A 20,323-nucleotide genomic window follows, 5' to 3' on the forward strand; every position below is an offset into this window, starting at 1 on the left:
CGGTGCCCGCTTGCCGGGCACCTGGCTACCAGTCTCCGCACTGGCTCCCGAACGAAAGCCCTATGACTGACGCACCATCACCAGACGCCATGCAGCCGCTCGAGGCGGCACAGCCTGTGCACCCCCGGCCGCGCCGGGCAAAGCTGTTTGCCTTGTTCGCTGCCTTCGCGGTGTTCGCCTACGTGTTCGACCAGCTGACCAAGCTCTGGGTCACCAGCACCATGACCGAGGGCGAGCGGATTCCCGTTTTGCCGCCGCTGTTGCACTGGTTCTACATCCGTAACTCCGGCGCCGCGTTCTCGATCGGCGAGAACGTCACGTGGGTGTTCACGATCATCATGGCGGCCGTGTCCGTCGCGATCTTGCTGCAGTTGCGCAAGCTCGGCTCGCTTCGGTGGGCGTTGGCGCTGGGGCTGCTCCTCGGCGGCGCACTCGGCAATCTCACCGACAGGCTGTTCCGCGAGCCGTCTTTCGCAATGGGCCACGTGGTGGACTTCATCCAGCTCCCAAACTTCGCGATCTTCAACATCGCAGACTCGGCCGTGGTCTCCGCCGTCGTGATTATCTGCCTGCTCACCCTCCGCGGGATCTCCCTGGACGGCTCACGCCACACGAAGGATACGGTGGCCAAAGATGTCTGAAACTACCTCAGGAAACGCCGCAGGACGCGCCGCGGAGGACAGGCCGCAGGATCTGGCGCCGGACGTCGCCGACAGCCTGGCAGATGACCTGGCAGACGACGCATCTGACGACGTTGCGGCGGATGCTGCCGGCAAAGCCGGTGCTGCAACTGCCGGGCACCGGCAGTTCACCGTCCCGGAGGACCTCGCCGGCTCCCGCGTGGACGCCGGCCTGGCCAGGCTGATGGACATCTCCCGCTCCCAGGCGGCCACGCTCATCGCCGAGGGCAACGTCACCAGCAATGCCAAGCGGGTCGGGAAGTCGCTCAAGCTCGCCCTGGGTACCGTGCTGGACGTCGTAGTACCGGACCGCAGGGATCCCCTGGAAATCGTGGAGGAAGTTGTGGACGACCTGTTGATCCTGCTGGACGATGACGAATTTGTTGTCATCGACAAACCGGTGGGCGTGGCAGCGCACCCCTCGCCCGGCTGGGTGGGGCCCACAGTGGTGGGTGGCCTCGCCGGTCTCGGTTACCGGATCTCGACGTCGGGCGCTTCAGAGCGCACCGGCATCGTCCACCGGCTCGACGTCGGGACCTCCGGCGTCATGGTGGTCGCCAAGACCGAAAACGCCTACACCGTGCTCAAACGGGCCTTCAAGGAACGCACCGTGGACAAGGTCTACCACGCCGTGGTCCAGGGCCTTCCCGATCCGCTGGCGGGCACCATCGACGCACCCATCGGCCGCCACCCCGGCCATGACTGGCGGTTCGCCGTGATTGAGGACGGCCGTGATTCGGTGACGCACTACGAGGTCCTGGAAGCTTTCGGGAAGGCCTCCCTGGTGGAGGTGCACCTCGAAACCGGCCGGACCCACCAGATCCGTGTGCACTTTGCGGCCCTGCGCCACCCCTGCGCCGGTGACCTCACCTACGGCGCGGACCCGCGGCTGGCCGCCACCCTCGGGCTGACCCGGCAGTGGCTGCACGCCCGGGAACTCTCCTTCGATCACCCGCGGACAGGGGAGCGGGTCACCGTGGCCAGCGAGTACCCGCAGGATCTGAAGTATGCGCTCACGGTCCTGGAGTCCGGAGACGCCTGAGCCGCCCGGGCCGGGCGGCCTGATCCGGTCCGGCCCTCGGTCTTGCTCATGGTTTCGGCCGGCGGATCCGGCGGTCTGTACGGCAGGGTCCGGTCCCGCCGTCGTGGTTGCACGCCGGCGTCGTGGGTCGGCACTAGAATGGTGCGGTGACTTCCAGCAACGACTCGTTTGTCCATCTCCACAACCACACCGAGTACTCGATGCTGGACGGTGCCGCCCGGCTCGGTGAGCTGTTCGACGAAACCGAGCGGCTCGGCATGCCGGCCCTCGCCACGACGGACCACGGCTACCTGTTCGGCGCCTTCGACTTCTGGAAGCGGGCAACCGACCAGGGCATCAGGCCCATCATCGGCGTCGAAGCCTATGTGACTCCCGGGACCGCGCGCACGGACAAGACCCGTGTGCGGTGGGGCGAGGAGCACCAGCGCAAGGATGACATTTCCGGCGGTGGCTCCTACACGCACATGACCCTGCTCAGCTACAACAACGTGGGCATGCGGAACCTTTTCCGGGCCTCCTCGATCGCCTCATTGGACTCGGTCTTCGGCAAATGGCCCCGGTTGGACCGTGAGCTGCTGAACACGTACTCGGAAGGGCTCATCGCCACCACCGGCTGCCCGTCCGGTGAAGTCCAGACCCGGCTGCGCCTGGGCCAGTACCGCGAAGCGGTTGAGGCCGCGGCCGAGTTCCGCGACATCTTTGGTGCGGAGAACTACTTCTGCGAGCTCATGGACCACGGCCTGGACATCGAGCGGCGCGTCACCGGTGACCTTCTGCGCCTGGCCAAGGACCTGAACCTGCCGCTCGTGGCCACCAACGACCTGCACTACACGCACGAGCACGACGCGAAGGCGCATGAGGCCCTCCTGGCCATCCAGTCCGGCTCCACCCTCCTGGAGCCGACTTACGACAACGGCGGCTCACGCTTTGCCTTCTCCGGCAGCGGCTACTACCTGAAGTCACCGCAGGAAATGCGGGAGCTGTTCCGCGACCACCCGGAGGCGTGCGACAACACGCTCCTGATCGCCGAGCGCTGCGAGGTCTCGTTCAACACCGGCGCCAACTACATGCCCCGGTTTCCCTGCCCGGAGGGGGAGGACGAAACGTCCTGGCTGGTCAAGGAAGTCGACAAGGGACTCCAGTACCGCTATCCCCAGGGCATCCCGGACAAGGTCCGCAAGCAGGCCGACTATGAGCTGGAAGTCATCACTTCCATGGGCTTCCCGGGCTACTTCCTCGTGGTGGCCGACTTCATCAACTGGGCCAAGAACAACGGCATCCGCGTCGGTCCCGGGCGTGGTTCCGGTGCCGGCTCCATGGTGGCGTACGCCATGCGCATCACGGACCTTGACCCGCTGCACCACGGCCTGATCTTCGAGCGCTTCCTCAACCCGGACCGCGTCTCCATGCCTGACTTCGACGTCGACTTCGATGACCGGCGCCGCTCCGAAGTAATCGACTACGTCACGCGCAAGTACGGCGACGAACGCGTGGCGATGATCGTCACCTACGGCACCATCAAGACCAAACAGGCCCTCAAGGACTCCTCGCGCGTGCTGGGCTACCCGTTCAGCATGGGCGAGACGCTGACCAAGGCGCTGCCCCCGGCCGTGATGGCCAAGGACATTCCGCTGGCCGACATCCAGAACCCCCAGTCCAAGCGCTACAGCGAGGCCGGGGACTTCCGCCAGCTGATCAGCACTGACCCGGAGGCTGCCAAGGTCTTCGAGACGGCGCTGGGCATTGAGGGGCTGAAGCGGCAGTGGGGCGTGCACGCCGCCGGCGTCATCATGTCCTCGGACCCCATCATCGACGTGATTCCGATCATGCGCCGGTTCCAGGACGGCCAGGTCATTACCCAGTTCGACTATCCGACGTCTGAGGGCCTCGGCCTGATCAAGATGGATTTCCTCGGGCTTCGAAACCTGACGATCATTTCCGATGCCCTGGAAAACATCAAGATGAACCGCGGCGTCGACCTCGACCTTGAAACCCTCGAGTTGGATGACACGGCGTCCTACGAGCTGCTGGCCCGGGGGGACACTCTGGGTGTCTTCCAGCTCGACGGCGGGCCCATGCGCTCCCTGCTCAAGCTGATGAAGCCTGACAACTTCGAAGACATCTCCGCCGTGCTGGCCCTCTACCGGCCCGGACCCATGGGCGCCAACGCGCACACCGACTACGCGCTGCGCAAGAACAAGATCCAAGATGTCATCCCGATCCACCCGGAGCTCGAGGAGCCGCTCTCCGAAATCCTCGGCGGGACGTACGGGCTGATCGTGTACCAGGAGCAGGTCATGGCCGTGGCGCAGAAACTCGCCGGCTATACCCTGGGGCAGGCCGACATCCTGCGCCGCGCCATGGGCAAGAAGAAGAAGTCCGAGCTGGACAAGCAGTTCGCCGGTTTCTCCCAGGGCATGCAGGACAACGGCTATTCCATGGCCGCGGTCAAGACCCTCTGGGACATCCTGCTGCCGTTCTCCGACTACGCCTTCAACAAGGCGCACTCGGCCGCCTACGGCGTGATCTCCTACTGGACCGCATACCTTAAGGCGCACTATGCGCCGGAATACATGGCTGCTCTGCTGACCTCGGTGGGCGACGACAAGGACAAGTCGGCCATCTACCTCAACGAATGCCGGCGGATGGGCATCACGGTACTGCCGCCTGACGTCAATGAGTCAGCCCTCAACTTCACCCCTGTTGGCACCGACATCCGCTTTGGCATGGGCGCCATCCGCAACGTCGGCGTGAACGCCGTCGAAGCCATGGTGGCGGCGCGCGAAAAAGAAGGCGCCTACACCTCCTTCAAGGACTACCTCCTGAAAGTCCCGGCGGTGGTCTGCAACAAGCGGACCATCGAATCCCTGATCAAGGCCGGCGCCTTCGACTCGCTCGGCCATCCGCGGCGGGCCCTGGCCATGATCCACGAAGAGGCAATCGATTCCGTCATCACCCTCAAGCGCAACGAAGCGATCGGCCAGTTCGACCTCTTCGCCGGCTTTGAGGACCAGGAGCCCGAGGCCTCGCTCAGCACGGAAATCCCGGACCTGCCGGAATGGGAGAAGAAGGACAAGCTGGCGTTCGAGCGTGACATGCTCGGTCTGTACGTCTCCGACCACCCGCTGCAGGGGCTGGAAGGGCTGCTGAGCCAGCACGCCGACCGGTCGATCACCTCGATCATCGCCGAGGACGGCCCGCCGGACGGCTCGATCGTGACCATCGCGGGCATGATCACCTCCCTCAGCCGAAGGATCGCCAAGGCAAGCGGCAACGCCTACGCCCGCGCCGAGATCGAGGACCTCGCCGGTTCCATGGAGGTCATGTTCTTCGGCCAGGTCTACGGCCCCATCGCCTCGGTGCTCGCGGAGGACCTGATCGTGGTGGTCAAGGGACGCCTGCAACGGCGCGACGACGGGGCCGTGACCTTGAACTGCATGGAACTTTCCGTGCCGGACCTCAGCGACAGCCAGAACGGGCCCGTGGTGATCACCATGGCCACGCATAAGGCCACCGAGGCCGTGGTCACGGAGCTGGGCGACGTGCTGCGGACCCACCGCGGAAACTCCGAGGTCCGGCTGCACCTGCAGGGCGACACCCGGGTGGAGGTCATGGGCCTGCCGGTGCACTTGCGCGTCAACCCGAGCCCGTCCCTGTTTGGCGACTTGAAGGTGCTGCTCGGCCCGACCTGCTTGGACAACTAGCTCGGGGGAGTAGTCCCGGGCCCCCAGGTCTCGGCGCTCAAATTTCGTAGTCGAGCGGAACGGGCTGGCTGTAGGCCCCGGAGTGGTAGAGCAGGGGAGTGCCGTCTTCGCCGACCTGGCCCTCCACCACTTCAACTACCACAACAGCGTTGTTCTCGAAGGAGAGCCGCATCTGGACTTTGCCGATCAGCCAGCCGCTGACTCCCTTGAGCACGGGCACCTCGTGGGGTCCGAGCTCCCAGTGGTCGCCGTCGAACCGGTTGCCGGCCCGGGCGAAACGGTCGGCGAGTTCCTGGTTCTCCAGCCCGAGCATGTGCACGCCAATGTAAGTCGTGTTCGCCACTGCCGGCCACGAGCTGGAGGTCCTGGCCATATTGAACGTGAAGCGCGGCGGTTTGGCGGACAGCGAGGCCACTGAGGTTGCCGTGAATCCGAACGGCACGCCGTTGTGGTTGGCCGTGATGATGGCCACGCCCGCCGCGTGCCGGCGGAACATTTCCTTGAACGTTCCCTCGAAGATTCCTTCATCTGTGGCCACTGCGATCCAACTCCCTGCTGCACGTGCGTGTGGTACTTCCTACTCTGCCAGCGTATTGCGCCGGTGATCGAGGTAGGGCATTTTGTTTACTTCCGCCGTCATGTGCTGCCGGGGCTTCGCCATGCGCCGGCAGAATCCTTGTTACGGTTTGTTGCATGACACAGCCCGCAGTAGACGGCCCCGTCCACCACTCCGGGGAGCCCGCGCAGCCGGTCCCGCCCGAGAATCCCGAGCAGCACCGCGGACCCGGCGGGACCCCATGGCGGAAGGCCGCGGTCATCGCGGCCGCCGGCGTCCCGGTGGGATTGCTCTGGTGGCTGCTGGCGCCGTCGGGCCTGAATCTCCTGACGGGCAACCCGGACCTCGCCGCCGGCAGCAACACCGCCACCTGGCTGCCCAGGGACCTGGTGCTGGCAGGGCTGTGCCTGCTCGCCGGGTGCATCGCCGGGTCCTTCGTGGCCGGCAACAAGCACCACCAGCCCGGCGCCGGCACCGTCATCCTGGTGGTCCTCGCCGGCGCGGCCGGGGCGCTCCTAGCGTGGGGAACCGGCGTGCTGAGCGCCCAGTGGTGGGGAGCGCCGGCAGATACCTCGGCCAGCACCAGCGTCGCCTTCTCACTGCGCTCCTATGCGGTCCTCGTCATCTGGCCCGCGGCGATTGCCCTGGCCATCTTCCTGAACAGCCTCTTCCCTGGCTCCGGCGGCAAACCCCGCCGCTGACGCCAGTGCCAGACCGCCGCGGCGGGACACGTAAAATGATCGGGTGAGCCTAACTCCTGACAGCCCCGTCACCCCGATGACCGCCCTCAACTTCCGCACGGTGGACGTGCGCGGTGCGCAACTGTCCCTCGCCGGACTCCGCGCTGCGGTGCCCCGGGCACAGTCCGGCACCATGGCCGACGCCGAGGGCAAGGTCCTGGACATCATCTCCGCCGTCCGAACTCGGGGCTTCGGCGCACTCCGGGAGCTGGCACTGGCCTTCGACGGCGTCGAGCAGGCGCACCCCCGGGTCCCGGCCGAGGCCCTGCGTGCGGCCCTTGAGGGCCTGGATCCCGCCGTGCGCGCGGCACTCGAGGAGTCCATCAAGCGGGCGCGCGCCTTCGCCGACGCCCAGCGCCCGGCGAACATCGACGTCGAACTGGGCGTTGGTGCCGTCGTCAGCCAAAACTGGGTGCCGGTGGCCCGTGTGGGGCTCTACGTCCCCGGCGGCCTGGCTGTCTACCCGTCCTCGGTGATCATGAACGTGGTCCCGGCCTTGGCCGCCGGCGTCGAATCGATTGCCCTGGCTTCACCGCCGCAAAAGGATTTCGGCGGCCTCCCGCACCCCACGATCCTGGCCGCGGCCTGTCTGCTGGGCATTGAAGAGGTCTACGCGATCGGCGGGGCGCAGGCCATCGCGGCGTTTGCCTACGGCATCCCGGCGGATGCGTCCGACGCGTCCGACGCCGGCAAGCTCCCCGGGATCGACCCCGTGGATGTCGTGACCGGCCCGGGCAATATCTTCGTGGCGACCGCCAAGCGGCTGGTCAAGGGCGTTGTCGGGATCGATTCCGAGGCCGGCACCACGGAAATTGCGATCCTCGCGGACTCCACCGCCAATCCCGCCCTCGTGGCCGCGGACCTCATCAGCCAGGCAGAGCACGACCCCAAGGCCGCATCGGTGCTGTTCACGGATTCCGAGGCCCTCGCTGCCGACGTCCGCGTGGAACTTGAACTTCAGGCCGCAGCCACCAAGCACTCCAGCCGGGTCCTCGAGGCACTCTCGGGCCCGCAGTCCGGCGTCGTGCTGGTCGAGGACCTGGAGCAGGGCATCGCCGCCTGTGACGCATACGCCGCTGAACACCTTGAAATCATGACCGCCGATGCCGCCGGCGTGGCCGGCCGGATCCGCAGCGCCGGCGCGATCTTCGTGGGGGACTACAGCCCCGTGAGCCTGGGCGACTATTGCGCCGGCTCCAACCACGTGCTGCCCACCAGCGGCACGGCGGCCTTCTCCTCCGGACTGAACGTCACAACGTTCCTGCGGGCCATCCAGGTCATCAACTACACCCGCTCCGCGTTGGAGCAGGTCAGCGGCCACATCGTCAGCCTCTCCGGCGCGGAGGACCTTCCCGCCCACGGCGAGGCCGTCACAGCGCGGTTCGCCGCCCGGTAGCCAGGGCCCAGACCACTACATGTAGTAATTACAGGCTTGTTATTCAGCTACATGTAGTCGTAAACTGGGGACACAGGGCAGCGCTGACTGCCGCGGTTTCCGCGGCAGTGGACCTGCACTGTTTCAGCACTGACTGATACAGCACTGACTGCGGATTGCGACAGGGGAGGGAACCGACATGTATTGCCCGTTCTGCCGAAACCCCGATTCGCGCGTTGTGGACAGCCGGATCGCCGACGACGGCTCCGCCATCCGCCGCCGCCGTCAGTGCCCCGAATGCGGCCGTCGGTTCACCACCGTGGAAACCACCAGCCTGACCGTCATCAAGCGCTCCGGCGTCGGCGAGCCCTTCAGCCGCAGCAAGGTCATCAACGGCGTCCGCAAGGCCTGCCAGGGCCGTCCGGTCACCGAAGACGATCTGGCCCTGCTGGCGCAGGAAGTCGAGGAAACGATCCGGGGCTCAGGCGCCGCCGAGATCGACGCCCACGAAGTCGGGCTGGCAATCCTGGAGCCGCTGCAGCGCCTGGACGAGGTCGCCTACCTGCGGTTCGCGAGCGTCTACCAGGCCTTCGAATCGCTGGAGGACTTCGAATCGGCGATTTCCCTGCTTCGCCACGAGGCCGAGACCAAGGGCCGGGACGGCAAGAGCCCGGACAAACGCCCGCTTCAGGCGCCGTCCTAATTCATTTGATTCATCTGACCTAGTGACTGTTTCGTGACTAGATCCTAGGATCCACCACAGACTCCGGTGGTGGCAGCGGAGGGGAAGCCGCGGCCACCACCGGCTCCAAAAAAATTGAGCTATCACTCCGGGTCGTTCCCAGCGTTCAGAACGACCCGGAGTGATAGCTCATTTGGCTTTTACAGCCCATGGGGCCTTATTTGGCCAGCTTGTGCTTCAGCGCAATCTCGATGGCCGCGCCCACGATCCCGGCGTCGTTCTTCAGCTCGGCCGGGACGATCGGAGTGCGGAGCTTCATATGCGGCAGGTACTCGTTGGCGCGCTTGGAGATGCCGCCGCCCACGATGAAGAGTTCGGGGGAGAACAGGAACTCCACGTGGGAGAAGTAGCGCTGCAGCAGCACGCTGTACTGTTCCCAGCTGAGGCCGTCGCGCTCACGTGCCACGGCCGAGGCCTTGGTCTCGGCGTCGAAGCCGTCGATCTCCAGGTGGCCGAGCTCGGCGTTGGGGACCAGCTTGCCGTCGAAGATGAAGGCCGAACCGATGCCGGTGCCAAGGGTGATGACCAGGACGGTGCCGTCGATCCCCTCGCCGGCGCCGAAGCGGGCCTCGGCGAGGCCGGCGGCGTCGGCGTCGTTGATGACCTCCACGGGGCGGCCCAGACGTGCCGTGAGCATGCCATCGATGTCGGCTTCCAGCCAGGACTTGTCCACGTTCGCAGCCGAGTGGACCACGCCGTGCTGAATGATGCCGGGGAAGGTGACTCCCACGGGGCTGCTGGCATCGGGGGCGTCAGGACGTGCCGTGAGCTCAGCGACAACCAGTGCGACGACTTCGGCCACTGACTCGGGGGTGGAGGGCTGCGGCGTGGGGAAGCGCACGCGGTCACCGATCAGCTTCCCCTTCTTCAGGTCCACGATCCCGCCCTTGATACCGGTCCCGCCGATGTCAATGCCGATCAGGGGTGCGTGCTTCTTCGACTTTTCGTCCTTCTTGGCCAATGTCGTTCCGTTCGTGGCAGGGGCGGGCTGTGGTGACCGGGCGGGCCGGCAGGTGAAAGAGCGGGAGGTTCAGGGAAACAGCGTGTGGAGCGGGCGGTCAGGGCAGCGTGAGGACCTCGGCCCCGGACTCCGTGACGAGCAGGGTGTGCTCGAACTGGGCAGTGCGCTTGCGGTCGCGGGTCACCACGGTCCATTCATCGGCCCACATGTCCCAGTCAACGGTGCCCAGGGTCAGCATTGGCTCGATCGTGAACACCATACCGGTTTCTATGGTGGTGTTGTATGCGGGCGCGGCGTCGTAGTGCGGAATGATCAGCCCGGTGTGGAAAGCTTCGCCGACGCCGTGGCCGGTAAAGTCACGGACCACGCCATAGCCGAAGCGTTTTGCGTAGGACTCGATGGTCCGGCCGATCACGTTGATCTCGCGTCCCGGAGCTACGGCCCGGACGGCGCGGTTCAGCGATTCCCGGGTGCGCTCGACGAGGAGGCGGGATTCCTCGTCCACCTCGCCGACCAGGAAGGTGTAGTTGGTGTCGCCGTGAACGCCGCCGACGAAGGCCGTGATGTCGATGTTGAGGATGTCGCCGTCCTGGACCACCGTGCTGTCCGGGATCCCGTGGCAGATGACCTCGTTGAGGGACGAACACAGGGATTTCGGAAAGCCCCGGTAGCCGAGGGTGGACGGGTACGCGTTGTGGTCCAGCAGGAACTCGTGGCCCACCCGGTCCAGGACGTCGGTGGTGACACCGGGTTCGATGTGCTTGCCGACCTCAACGATTGCCTGGGCAGCTATTTTGGAGGCGATCCGGATCTTTTCAATGATCTCTGCTGACTTGACCTCTGAGCCGGTGAACTTTGCCGGCGCCGGCTTGCCCACGTATTCCGGACGCGGGATGGACGGCGGTACGGGAAGTTGCGGGCTCACTGTCCCCGGGACAAGCGTGCCGATGGGTGCAGTTGAGGCTAGAGAAGGCATAGATTGATCATATAAGCCCCCGGGCTTTGCCCGGAAAACAGAGCCCGGAAAACAGAGCCCGGAAAATACGGGCCGGAAATTACCATCGGAAACAGCAGGAATATCCGCAGGTAATCAGCGGGACGAACAGTGAAGGAACCCCGATGCCCGAATACTGGTACAACGTCAACACTCATGAGATTGAGGAAGACGCGATGTCCGACTGGAGTCAGCTGATCGGACCGTACAAGACCCGTGAGGAAGCCGAACACGCGCTGGAAAAGGTTAAGGCGCGTAACGAGGCGTGGGACAAGGACGACGACGACTAGCCCGCTCCGCCTCTCGGGTCAGTGAGGGCATCCCGGGCAGTCGCGGACCGGACACCGGGCACAAGGACGGATTTTTCTCCGCCCGTCATTCTCACCCTGTGAGGGTGAGTGCCAGCCGGTTGCGGCCAGCCATACTGGGAAAATGCCGACGAGCGTTCTGCGCACCCGCGGCGCCCGAGTCACCGACCTGGCCAGGCTGGCCGTTGCCTGGGCTGCCTCGACGCTAGCCCTTATTATCACCGGCGCGCTGCTGCCGGGCTTCTCGGCAACCAGCTGGTGGGCTTACGCCGCCGTCGCCGCAGTGGCCGGCGTCGTCGGTTTGATCCTCCGCCCCGCGCTGGTGGAGGTCTCCGCCAGGGTGGGCTGGCTGGCGGTGCTTCTGATTGCTTTCATAGGGCAGGCCCTGATCATGTACGTCGCCATCAGACTGGTGCCCGGCATCGAGTCAACGGCATGGACCGCTTTTGCCGCAACCTGGGTCAGTGCCGTTGTGGGCACGCTGATCTCGTGGGCCACCACGGCCGGAACTGATGACGGGCTCATCACCTCACTGGCCGGAAGGGCACGCCGGCACGAAACGGTGAGTGATCCAGAGATTGACGGCATCCTGTTCGTGCAGCTCGACGGTGTTCCCTTCCCGGTGTTGCAATGGGCGGTCCAGTCCGGGGCAGTGCCCCATATCCGGCGGTGGCTGACGTCGGGGGATTACCAGTTCCGTGAATGGACTCCGCAGCTGCCCTGCACCACGCCAGCCAGCCAGCTGGGCATTCTGCACGGCACCGTAGACGGGATCCCCGCCTTCCGCTGGTATGACCGTGAGCTCAAACGGGTCCTGGTGGCCAACCGTCCGGCGGACGCCCGGGTGATCGAGGAACGGCACAGCACCGGCCAAGGCCTGCTCTGCGACGACGGCGTCTCCATTTCCAACTTATTCACCGGTGACGCCCCCCGATCGCTCTTGACGATGAGCCGGGTGGAGGCCCGGCGCGGCTCCACCGAAACCCGCCGAGCGTTCGCCTGGTTTTTCGCTTCGCCGAATGGATTCATGCGCAGCTTCACACGGACAGTCGGGGAGATCCTCAAAGAGCGCTGGCAGGCCCGGAGGCAGGTTAAACGGGACCTCAACCCGCGGGTGCATCGAGACTGGACCTTCGCCCTGCTCCGAGCAGTCACCAACGGCCTGCTGCGGGACCTAAACACGGCTTTGGTGGCGGAGGAACTGCGTCGCGGCACGAAGAGCATCTATGTCGACTACGTCGACTACGACGAGATCGCCCACCACGCCGGCATGTTCCGGCCCGAATCGCTCGCAGCCCTGGATGGCCTGGACCGCACGCTCGGATCCCTGGCCGAGCTCGCCGGGACCGCGCCCCGCCGGTATCGGCTGGTGGTGCTCTCGGACCACGGCCAGTCCCAGGGCACCCCGTTCGCCGACCGGTACGGCCAGGCGCTCGGCGAGCTGTGCGCGGAACTCATGAACGAACACGTTCAGAACGTGGACGCGTCCGTCGAAGGGCTCGGCCGCGCGGACTCCATCGCCGGTGACATCGCGGCCGGCGGGGTGACCGGGAAGCTGGCCGGCCGTGCCGACGAGGTGCTGACCAAGGCACAGGAGACGGCAGCAGGGCCGACCTCTGGCTCAGGCGGCGACGGCGAGGATCCTGTGGTCGTGTTGGGCTCCGGCAACCTGGGCCTGGTCTACGTGCGGGGCGACCGGCGCCTGACTCTCCAAGCCCTCGAGAGCCAGTGGCCAGCCCTGATCCCCGGCCTGGCGGGCCATCCCGGCGTCGGCTTTGTCGCGGGCATCGATGAAGACGGACGGGCGTGGGCGATCGGAAGCGGCGGGCGCCTCGACATCGCCAGTGGCGCGGTCGAAGGCACCGATCCGTTGGCCGGCTTCGGGTCCCACGCGGCGCGAGTGCTCGGCCGCGCGCTGCTGCACCCCGAGGCACCGGATCTGTACGTCAACAGCACGGTCGATCCCGTGACCGACGACGTCTCAGCGTTCGAAGGCCTCGTCGGATCCCACGGGGGCCTCGGCGGTTGGCAGGACCGCGCCGTGCTGATCGGCCCGGCCGATCTCATGGTGGGGCTGCCCGAGCGGATCGAAGGCGCCGGAGAGCTCCACCGGGTGCTGGTGACGATGCTCGAGTCCTGCGGCCAGCGCACCACGACGGCGTCCCGGGGTTAAATGACTGGGTTGAATTAGCGGGATTGCCTGACTGGGCTGAATGACCGGTTCAGTGGCTCACGCGGGCGTCACCCAGGACTGGCCGGGAGCGAGGACCACCGCCGTGCAGCCAGGAGCCTGCTCCGCTATCGCGTCCGCAAACCGCTGTCCGGGCTGCTCGAGCCAGCCCCGGGCAAAGTGTGTGAAGAACGGAGGGTGCAGCGTTCCCCAGTGCACCGGGAGGGCGAATCGCGCGCCGCTCATCGCGACAGCCCGGACGGCGCTCTCCGGCGACAGGTGCCCCTTCGAGAGCCGCGGTCCCCACCCCCAGACCGGTACCAGGGCGACATCGATCGGCCCTCCCGCCATGGCAGGAATCGCAGCCATCTCCGGATACAGCCCCGTGTCCCCGGCGATCCAGACGATGCCCGATGGGCCCCGCACGAGCTGGCCATTGGCGTCGTTGGGGCGGTGTGGCATGGGGCGGCTGCGATGCTTGGCCGGGACCTGGCGAATCTGGACCCCGCTGCCCACCGGGGTCCAGTCGTCGCCCAGCGGAACCGTGTGCGTCAGCTTTCGGCGGCGCAGCCAAGCCACGTTGGCCGGAGCGCTCATCAGCGCCGCCCCGCGCAGCATGCGCAGGGAGCGCAACTCGGCGTGGTCGTGGTGCAGGTGGGAGAGGAGCACCACGTCCGGCCGGCTCCACGACGCCGGCTCCGGCCGCGGTGCCAGGCGACGCAGCAGCCCGGCATGGGGACGAAGCAGCGGATCGGTCAGGACCCGCACCCCGTCGAGATCCAGAACCACCGTGGAGTGACCAAGCCAGGTGATTCTCATGCCGGGCGTTACCGTCGCATCAAGCCAGCGTCAGGCCAAGGCCTTGGCCTTAAGGGAATCAAACTCGGTCTGGTCGATGGCTCCGGAATCGAGCAACGCCTTGGCGTCGGCGATCTGGCCGGCCGGGCTGGCCGACGTGCCGGCGGCCTGCTTGATGTACTCCTGCTGGGCGGCCTGCTGCTGGGCCAGTGCCTTCATCTGCCGGTCGGCCATGCTGCGGCCCCGGGCGATCAGGTAGATAAGGGCACCGAGCCAGGGCACGAAGATCAGCAATATCACCCAGCCGGCCTTGCCCCAGCCGCTGAGCTCATGGTCGCTGAACAAGTCCATCAGGCAGCGGAACCACACCATCAATGCGGCGATCCAGATAAAGAACCAGAAACTCCACAGCAGGACGTCCCAGAAGCTATTCGTGTCCATCGCTACTCCTCCAATCGTGTCCGCCGGAGCCAGACCAGCGCATCGCGCATGAAACCGTCCGGGCCGGCGGAGCATCTGCTGAGGCCCTGAAGCAGACCTTAAGGTCAGCCTGACCTCAGCGGACGCGCAACACATCGTCCGTAAAGGATGAGGTGTGGGCTCCGGCGGCGGGCTGATTCCCGGAGCCGGGGGGACCGAGGCCCGCAGGTGCCGCTAGAAGGAGTGCTCCGGGCCGGGGAACTGGCCGGAACGGACGTCCTCGCCGTATGCCTTCGCCGCGTCACTGAGCGAGGCCCGCAGGTCCGCGTACTGCTTCACGAATTTCGCCATCTTTCCGCCGCGCAGGCCCGCCATGTCCTGCCACACCAGGACCTGTCCGGTGGTGGCGCTGCCGGCGCCGATGCCGACGGTGGGAACCTCGACGGCGGCATCCACGGCGGCCGCCGTGGCGGCCGGGACCATTTCCATCAATACGCAGAAGGCGCCGGCGTCGGCCAGCGCGACGGCGTCGTCGATCAACCGCTGGGCGTCATCGCCGCGGCCCTGGACGCGGTAACCGCCGAGGGCGTGCTCGCTCTGCGGGGTGAAGCCGATGTGAGCCATGACCGGGATGCCGGCCTGGACCATGGCGCGGACGGTCTCGGCGTAGAACTTACCGCCTTCGATCTTGACCGCGTGGGCCAGCCCCTCCTTGAGGAACCGCACGCCGGTGGCCACCGCCTGCTGGGCGGAGACCTCGTAGCTGCCGAACGGCAGGTCGGCGACCACTAGGGCCCGCCGCGCGGAGCGGGCGACGGCCCGGCACAGCGGTAGGAGCTCGTCCACCGTCACGGGAAGGCTGGTCTCGTTGCCGAAGACGTTATTGGAGGCCGAATCGCCCACCAGCAGCACCTCGATGCCGGCCTGGTCAAAAATCTCGGCGGTGTACTGGTCATAGGCGGTGAGCATGGCGAAGCGCTCACCGCTGACCTTGGCCTGGTGGAGGTGATGCGTGCGGATCCTGGCCGCCGGTTTCCGGGACGCGTCCGCCGATCCCGCACTGGTGCCCGTGGTTCCGGAGGGGACGGCCGCGGAAGCAGCTGCCGGGCCGTTGCCGTAGGGCGCCGCAAGTTCGGCGGGCGTGCTGGAATCAGAGCTGTTGCTGGTGGCCATGCCACGAGCGTAGTGCGATACGGGTCGACACAGCTACCGGGGGACATCCCGGCTGTCAGTGAATCACGTCACAGGCATGGTCCAGGGGGCGGCGCAGCGCCGCCGCACGCAGCGAAATCGGCGGCCGTTGTGTAAACGGTGTGTTACGCGGGGGTCCGGCTTCAGCAATCGTTGGCAATGCTTAGTAAAGTGAACGGTGAGCAGCCGCGGGGCCCATGAATGGCGGGCCTGGGGCGGATGGAAGAACCGGAAAGAGGCCAGTATGGACCGCCAGCAAGAGTTTGTCCTGCGGACGATCGAAGAGCGCGATGTGCGGTTTGTGCGCCTTTGGTTCACCGACGTCGTGGGATCGCTCAAGTCCGTGGCCCTGGCCCCGGCCGAGGTGGAAGGCGCCTTTGAGGAAGGACTCGGATTCGACGGGTCATCGATTGAGGGCCTGGCCCGCGTCTTTGAATCCGACATGCTCGCCCAGCCGGATCCGGCCACGTTCCAGATCCTGCCGTGGCGCGGGGAGACTGAGGCCACCTCCCGGATGTTCTGCGACATCCTGACACCCGACGGCGAACCCTCCGCAGCGGACCCGCGCAACGTCCTCAAGCGCACGCTGGCCAAGGCCGCGGACATGGGCTTCACCTGCTACACCCATCCCGAGATCGAGTTCTACCTGCTCAAGTCCCAGCAGCCGGGCCCCGACGGATCGCCCATCCCTGTGGACGAGGGCGGCTACTTTGACCACGTCCCGGGCGGCGTGGCCCAGGACTTCCGCCGGACCGCCGTGACCATGCTCGAATCCGTCGGCATCTCCGTGGAGTTCAGCCACCACGAGGCCGGGCCGGGCCAGAACGAGATCGACCTGCGCTACGCGGACGCCCTGCAGACCGCGGACAACATCATGACGTTCCGGACGGTCATCAAGGAAGTCGCTCTGCAACAGGGCACGTATGCCACCTTCATGCCCAAGCCCTTCACCGCCCACCCGGGTTCGGGCATGCACACGCACTTCTCGCTCTTTGAAGGGGACACCAACGCCTTCTACGAGGCCGGTGCAGAGTTCCAGCTTTCCGAGACGGCGCGCCAGTTCATTGCCGGCATCCTCAAGCACGCACCCGAATTCACGGCGGTGACCAACCAGTTCGTGAACTCCTATAAGCGGCTCTGGGGCGGGGGAGAGGCGCCGAGCTACCTGAGCTGGGGCCACAACAACCGCTCCGCGCTGGTCCGCGTCCCGCTGTATAAGCCCGGCAAGGGCCAGTCCGCGCGGATCGAATACCGCGGCATCGACTCCGCCGCCAACCCCTACCTGGCCTACGCCGTGCTCCTCGGCGCCGGCCTTAAGGGCATCGAGGAGGGCTACCAGCTCCCCGCAGCGGCAGAGGACGACATCTGGTCGCTGAGCTCGGCGGAACGCCGCGCCATGGGCCACGACCCGCTGCCGGCGAGCCTGCACGACGCCATCCGGACCATGGAGGATTCCGAACTCATGCCGCAGATCCTGGGCGAGCAGGTGTTCGAGCACTTCCTGCGCAACAAGCGCGCAGAGTGGCAGGACTACCGCCTCCAGGTGACGCCGTACGAGCTGCAACGCAATCTCGGCATTCTGTAGGCTGCCCCAATGAGCCTGGCACGACGCCTCATTGCCGCCGGCTTCAGCGATCTCGACAAGGGCGAGCGGTTTCTGGCGGCCCGGGAACTGGAGGGGCTCGACCAGGATGCCCTGTTCGCGGGGCTGCAGCTGGCGGCGAACCCGGACACGGCCCTGCAGTCCCTGGTCCGGCTGATCGAGAAGCACCCGGAGCTGCGCAAGCTTGCCGTCGCGGACCCGGAAAGCAGCGAACCGCTGTACAGGGTCCTGGGGGCGTCCGAGGCGCTCGGGGAATTCCTCATCCGCCACCCCGAGCACCTCGACGCCTTCGAGGTGCGGATCAGCCCCGAACCGCTGGCCGCGGACGCCGTGACCCTCCGGGCCCGGCTGCTGCAGTCGGTGCGGGCCGACCCCAAGGCGGCCCGGCCGGTGGCGGCCCTTAGCGGACAGGAGGCCTACGCCGCCCTGCGGACCGCCTACCGGCGCGGGCTCGTGGAACTCGCCATCAAGGACCTGTGCGCAGCCGATCCGCTGGACTTCATGCCGGCTGCGGGTGCGGAACTGGCAGATCTCGCTGGCGCCGCCCTTGAGGCGGCCCTCGCCGTGTCCCGGGCGGAGGCAGCGGAGAAGTTCGACGCCGCGGAGGTGGCCGACGTCGGTCTCGCCGTGATCGGCATGGGCAAGTGCGGTGCCCGCGAACTGAACTACATCTCCGACGTCGACGTCATCTACGTGATTGATTCCGGCGCGCTGGAGGACACCCGGGCCACCACCATCGGCACGGTCCTGGCTTCCGGGATCTCGCGGGCGATCATGTCCACGAGCCGCGAACCCGGGCTGTGGGAAGTGGATGCAAACCTCCGGCCCGAGGGAAAGTCCGGGCCGCTGGTCCGGACCCTCGCCTCGCACGAAAACTATTACGCGCGCTGGGCCGAGAGCTGGGAATTCCAGGCCCTCCTGAAAGCCCGGACCATTGCCGGCGACCCCGAGCTGGGCGCCCGTTACGAAGCGGCCGTGACGCCCCTCATTTGGTCCTCGGCCGGCCGGGAAGGCTTCGTCGAATCCGTCCGCGCCATGCGCCGCCGCGTCACCGAGCACATTCCAGCCGAGGAGGAACAGCGGCAGATCAAGCTGGGCCGCGGAGGACTTCGCGACGTCGAATTCACCGTCCAGCTGCTCCAACTCGTGCACGGCAGGTCCGATGAATCGCTGCGCTGCCGGGACACCACCTCGGCCATCGCCGCGCTCTCCGCCGGCGGCTACATCGGCCGCTCGGACGCCGCCGAGTTCGACCGCGACTACCGCTACCTGCGCCTGCTCGAACACCGGATCCAGCTGTTCCAGCTGCGCCGGACCCACCTCATGCCCGTGAACGAAGCGTCGTTGCGCTCCCTGGCCAAGGCTGTCCTGGGACCGTTCTCGGCCGAGCGGCCCAAGCCGGACGCCCTGGTGGCCGCCTGGCGCAAGACCAAGCGCTCCGTGCGGGAACTCCACGAACGCATTTTCTACCGCCCGCTGCTCAACACCGTCGCCACCCTGAGCAGCGAAGAGGCGCGCCTGACGCCGGAAGCCGCCCAAGGCCGCCTCGCGGCGCTCGGCTACCTCGATCCCCCCGGGGCCATGCGGCACATCGAGGCCCTCACGGCCGGCGTGAGCCGGCGCGCCGCACTCCAGCGCCAGCTCCTGCCCATTTTGCTGGACTGGCTCGCAGACGGCGTGGACCCCGACGCCGGACTGCTCGCCTTCCGGCGCGTCAGCGAGGCCCTTGGCACGACGCACTGGTACCTGGGCATGCTCCGGGATTCGACGGCCGCGGCCGAGCGGCTCTGCCACGTTCTCGCCAACTCCCGGCTGATCGCGGACCTGCTGGAGGTTTCGCCGGAGTCCGTGGCCTGGCTGGGCACGGACAAGGAACTGGTGCCGCTCAGCTTCGAATCCCAATGGCTTGAGATCACCTCGAAGATGTCCCGGCACGCGGATCCGGAGAGCGCCATGCGGTTGATCCGGCTGATCCGGCGCCGGGAAATCCTGCGGGTGGCCATTGCGGACAGTGAGGGCCTGCTGGACCAGGACCAGGTGGGGGCAGCCCTCGCCGACACGGACCGCGCGGCCGTCCTGGGGGCCCTGCGCGTGGCGGAGACGATCATCACCGCCGAGGAGCCGCTGAAGACGCACGTGCTGGTGGTCGCGATGGGCCGACAGGGCGGCCGTGAGATCGGCTACGGCTCGGACGCCGACGTCATGTACGTCCACCGCGGGCTCCCCGGCGTGCCGGAGGAGGAGGCACAGGCGCAGGCCGTGCAGATCGTAGGCAAGCTCTCCAGCCTGCTGACCCAGCCGCTCAAGCCGGCGATCCTCGCCGAACGGGTGCTGGCGGTGGACGCGGACCTGCGCCCCGAGGGCAAGAGCGGACCCATGGTGCGCACCCTGGAGTCCTATGCCGAGTACTACCGCCGGTGGTCCCTCGTCTGGGAAGCCCAGGCGCTGCTGCGGGCGCGCCCGATGGCCGGCGACGATGTCCTGGCCGAGGATTTTGTGGCGCTGATCGATACCGTCCGGTACCCGGAGTCGCTGTCTGACCAGGACGTGCGGGAAGTCCGGCGGGTCAAGGCCAGGGTCGAGGCGGAGCGCCTGCCGCGCGGGGCCGATCCCGCCCGGCACCTGAAGCTTGGCCGGGGCGGGCTGAGCGACGTCGAATGGCTGGCCCAGCTGCTCCAGCTTCAGCACGCCGGCACGCACCCGGAGCTGCGGACCACGTCCACTGTGGAGGCCCTCGAGGCTGCTGCTGCTTTGGACCTCATAGACGCGGGAGACACTGTGGTCCTGCTCCGGGCCTGGCGGCTGGCGAGCCGGATCCGGTCGGCCAACGTCATCTGGACCGGCCGATCCTCGGACCTGCTGCCCTCGTCCCGCCGCGACCTCGAGGCGGTGGCCCGCTGGTGCGGGTACGGTCAGGGCAACGCCGCGGCGCTCGAAGAGGACTACCTCCGGCTGAGCCGGCGGGCCCGGGCAGTTTTCGAGCGGGTCTTTTACGGCCAGTAATGCGCGCCGGCCGGCACTCGGCTGCCGAAAAGCGCT

Annotated in this window: 16 protein-coding genes; 10 read left to right on the plus strand and 6 right to left on the minus strand. The window is 67.0% G+C overall.

The window, feature by feature from the left end; genetic code table 11:
* Positions 1–62 precede the first annotated feature (62 nt).
* The 3 genes from lspA to dnaE all read left to right on the plus strand — a co-directional run bounded on the left by lspA (position 63) and on the right by dnaE (position 5,426).
* The gene (gene lspA, locus AC1DKQ_RS12565; RefSeq protein ID WP_476919153.1) at positions 63–641 is read left to right on the plus strand and encodes a signal peptidase II; all 579 of its coding nucleotides are present in this window, start codon (positions 63–65) and stop codon (positions 639–641) included.
* A complete protein-coding gene (locus AC1DKQ_RS12570) occupies positions 634–1,722 on the plus strand; it encodes an RluA family pseudouridine synthase (RefSeq protein WP_476919154.1) in 1,089 nt (362 codons plus the stop codon). Before lspA ends, AC1DKQ_RS12570 begins: the two co-directional genes overlap by 8 nt.
* 146 nt (positions 1,723–1,868) lie before the next feature.
* A complete protein-coding gene (dnaE, locus tag AC1DKQ_RS12575; RefSeq protein ID WP_476884868.1) occupies positions 1,869–5,426 on the plus strand; it encodes a DNA polymerase III subunit alpha in 3,558 nt (1,185 codons plus the stop codon).
* Positions 5,427–5,463: 37 nt separating this feature from the next.
* On the opposite strand, the gene AC1DKQ_RS12580 is transcribed toward dnaE, so the two are convergent.
* On the minus strand, positions 5,464–5,922 hold the full coding sequence (locus AC1DKQ_RS12580; RefSeq protein ID WP_476884945.1) for a flavin reductase family protein: 459 nt from the start codon (positions 5,920–5,922) through the stop codon (positions 5,464–5,466).
* Between the two features lie 197 nt (positions 5,923–6,119).
* Here AC1DKQ_RS12580 and AC1DKQ_RS12585 point away from each other — a divergent pair, with 197 nt between their 5' ends.
* From AC1DKQ_RS12585 to nrdR, 3 genes are all read left to right on the plus strand, one after another.
* Positions 6,120–6,683, plus strand: a complete 564-nt coding sequence (locus AC1DKQ_RS12585) for a hypothetical protein (protein WP_476884867.1) — start codon at positions 6,120–6,122, stop codon at positions 6,681–6,683.
* Between the two features lie 76 nt (positions 6,684–6,759).
* Entirely contained in the window at positions 6,760–8,118 is a 1,359-nt protein-coding gene (gene hisD, locus AC1DKQ_RS12590) for a histidinol dehydrogenase (protein WP_476919179.1), read from the plus strand.
* Between the two features lie 178 nt (positions 8,119–8,296).
* The gene (gene nrdR / locus AC1DKQ_RS12595; protein ID WP_277526903.1) at positions 8,297–8,800 is read left to right on the plus strand and encodes a transcriptional regulator NrdR; all 504 of its coding nucleotides are present in this window, start codon (positions 8,297–8,299) and stop codon (positions 8,798–8,800) included.
* Between the two features lie 196 nt (positions 8,801–8,996).
* On the opposite strand, the gene ppgK is transcribed toward nrdR, so the two are convergent.
* Together ppgK and map are read right to left on the minus strand one after the other, a co-directional pair.
* Entirely contained in the window at positions 8,997–9,800 is an 804-nt protein-coding gene (ppgK, locus tag AC1DKQ_RS12600; RefSeq protein ID WP_277526904.1) for a polyphosphate--glucose phosphotransferase, read from the minus strand.
* A 97-nt stretch (positions 9,801–9,897) separates the two neighbouring features.
* Positions 9,898–10,776: a type I methionyl aminopeptidase gene (gene map / locus AC1DKQ_RS12605; RefSeq protein WP_476884865.1), complete on the minus strand. Its 879-nt coding sequence runs from the start codon at positions 10,774–10,776 to the stop codon at positions 9,898–9,900.
* 143 nt (positions 10,777–10,919) lie between these two features.
* Between map and AC1DKQ_RS12610 the strand changes: the two genes are divergently transcribed.
* Together AC1DKQ_RS12610 and AC1DKQ_RS12615 are read left to right on the plus strand one after the other, a co-directional pair.
* Complete coding sequence (locus AC1DKQ_RS12610; RefSeq protein WP_476884864.1) at positions 10,920–11,084, plus strand: SPOR domain-containing protein; 165 nt, start codon at positions 10,920–10,922, stop codon at positions 11,082–11,084.
* A 142-nt stretch (positions 11,085–11,226) separates the two neighbouring features.
* Positions 11,227–13,275, plus strand: a complete 2,049-nt coding sequence (locus tag AC1DKQ_RS12615; protein WP_476919155.1) for an alkaline phosphatase family protein — start codon at positions 11,227–11,229, stop codon at positions 13,273–13,275.
* A 57-nt stretch (positions 13,276–13,332) separates the two neighbouring features.
* Here the strand turns inward: AC1DKQ_RS12615 and AC1DKQ_RS12620 are convergent, their stop codons facing one another.
* The 3 genes from AC1DKQ_RS12620 to panB form a co-directional block, all read right to left on the minus strand.
* Positions 13,333–14,091, minus strand: coding sequence for an MBL fold metallo-hydrolase (locus AC1DKQ_RS12620; RefSeq protein ID WP_476919156.1), 759 nt, complete (start codon positions 14,089–14,091; stop codon positions 13,333–13,335).
* 30 nt (positions 14,092–14,121) lie between these two features.
* Positions 14,122–14,511, minus strand: a complete 390-nt coding sequence (locus AC1DKQ_RS12625) for a PLDc N-terminal domain-containing protein (RefSeq protein ID WP_476919157.1) — start codon at positions 14,509–14,511, stop codon at positions 14,122–14,124.
* Between the two features lie 213 nt (positions 14,512–14,724).
* The gene (panB, locus tag AC1DKQ_RS12630; protein WP_476919158.1) at positions 14,725–15,663 is read right to left on the minus strand and encodes a 3-methyl-2-oxobutanoate hydroxymethyltransferase; all 939 of its coding nucleotides are present in this window, start codon (positions 15,661–15,663) and stop codon (positions 14,725–14,727) included.
* A 262-nt stretch (positions 15,664–15,925) separates the two neighbouring features.
* Here panB and glnA point away from each other — a divergent pair, with 262 nt between their 5' ends.
* Both glnA and AC1DKQ_RS12640 read left to right on the plus strand, forming a co-directional pair.
* A complete protein-coding gene (gene glnA / locus AC1DKQ_RS12635) occupies positions 15,926–17,266 on the plus strand; it encodes a type I glutamate--ammonia ligase (protein ID WP_277526911.1) in 1,341 nt (446 codons plus the stop codon).
* Between the two features lie 9 nt (positions 17,267–17,275).
* Entirely contained in the window at positions 17,276–20,287 is a 3,012-nt protein-coding gene (locus AC1DKQ_RS12640) for a bifunctional [glutamine synthetase] adenylyltransferase/[glutamine synthetase]-adenylyl-L-tyrosine phosphorylase (protein WP_476919159.1), read from the plus strand.
* Positions 20,288–20,323: the final 36 nt, after the last annotated feature.

Source organism: Arthrobacter sp. 05L421 (assembly GCF_056397785.1).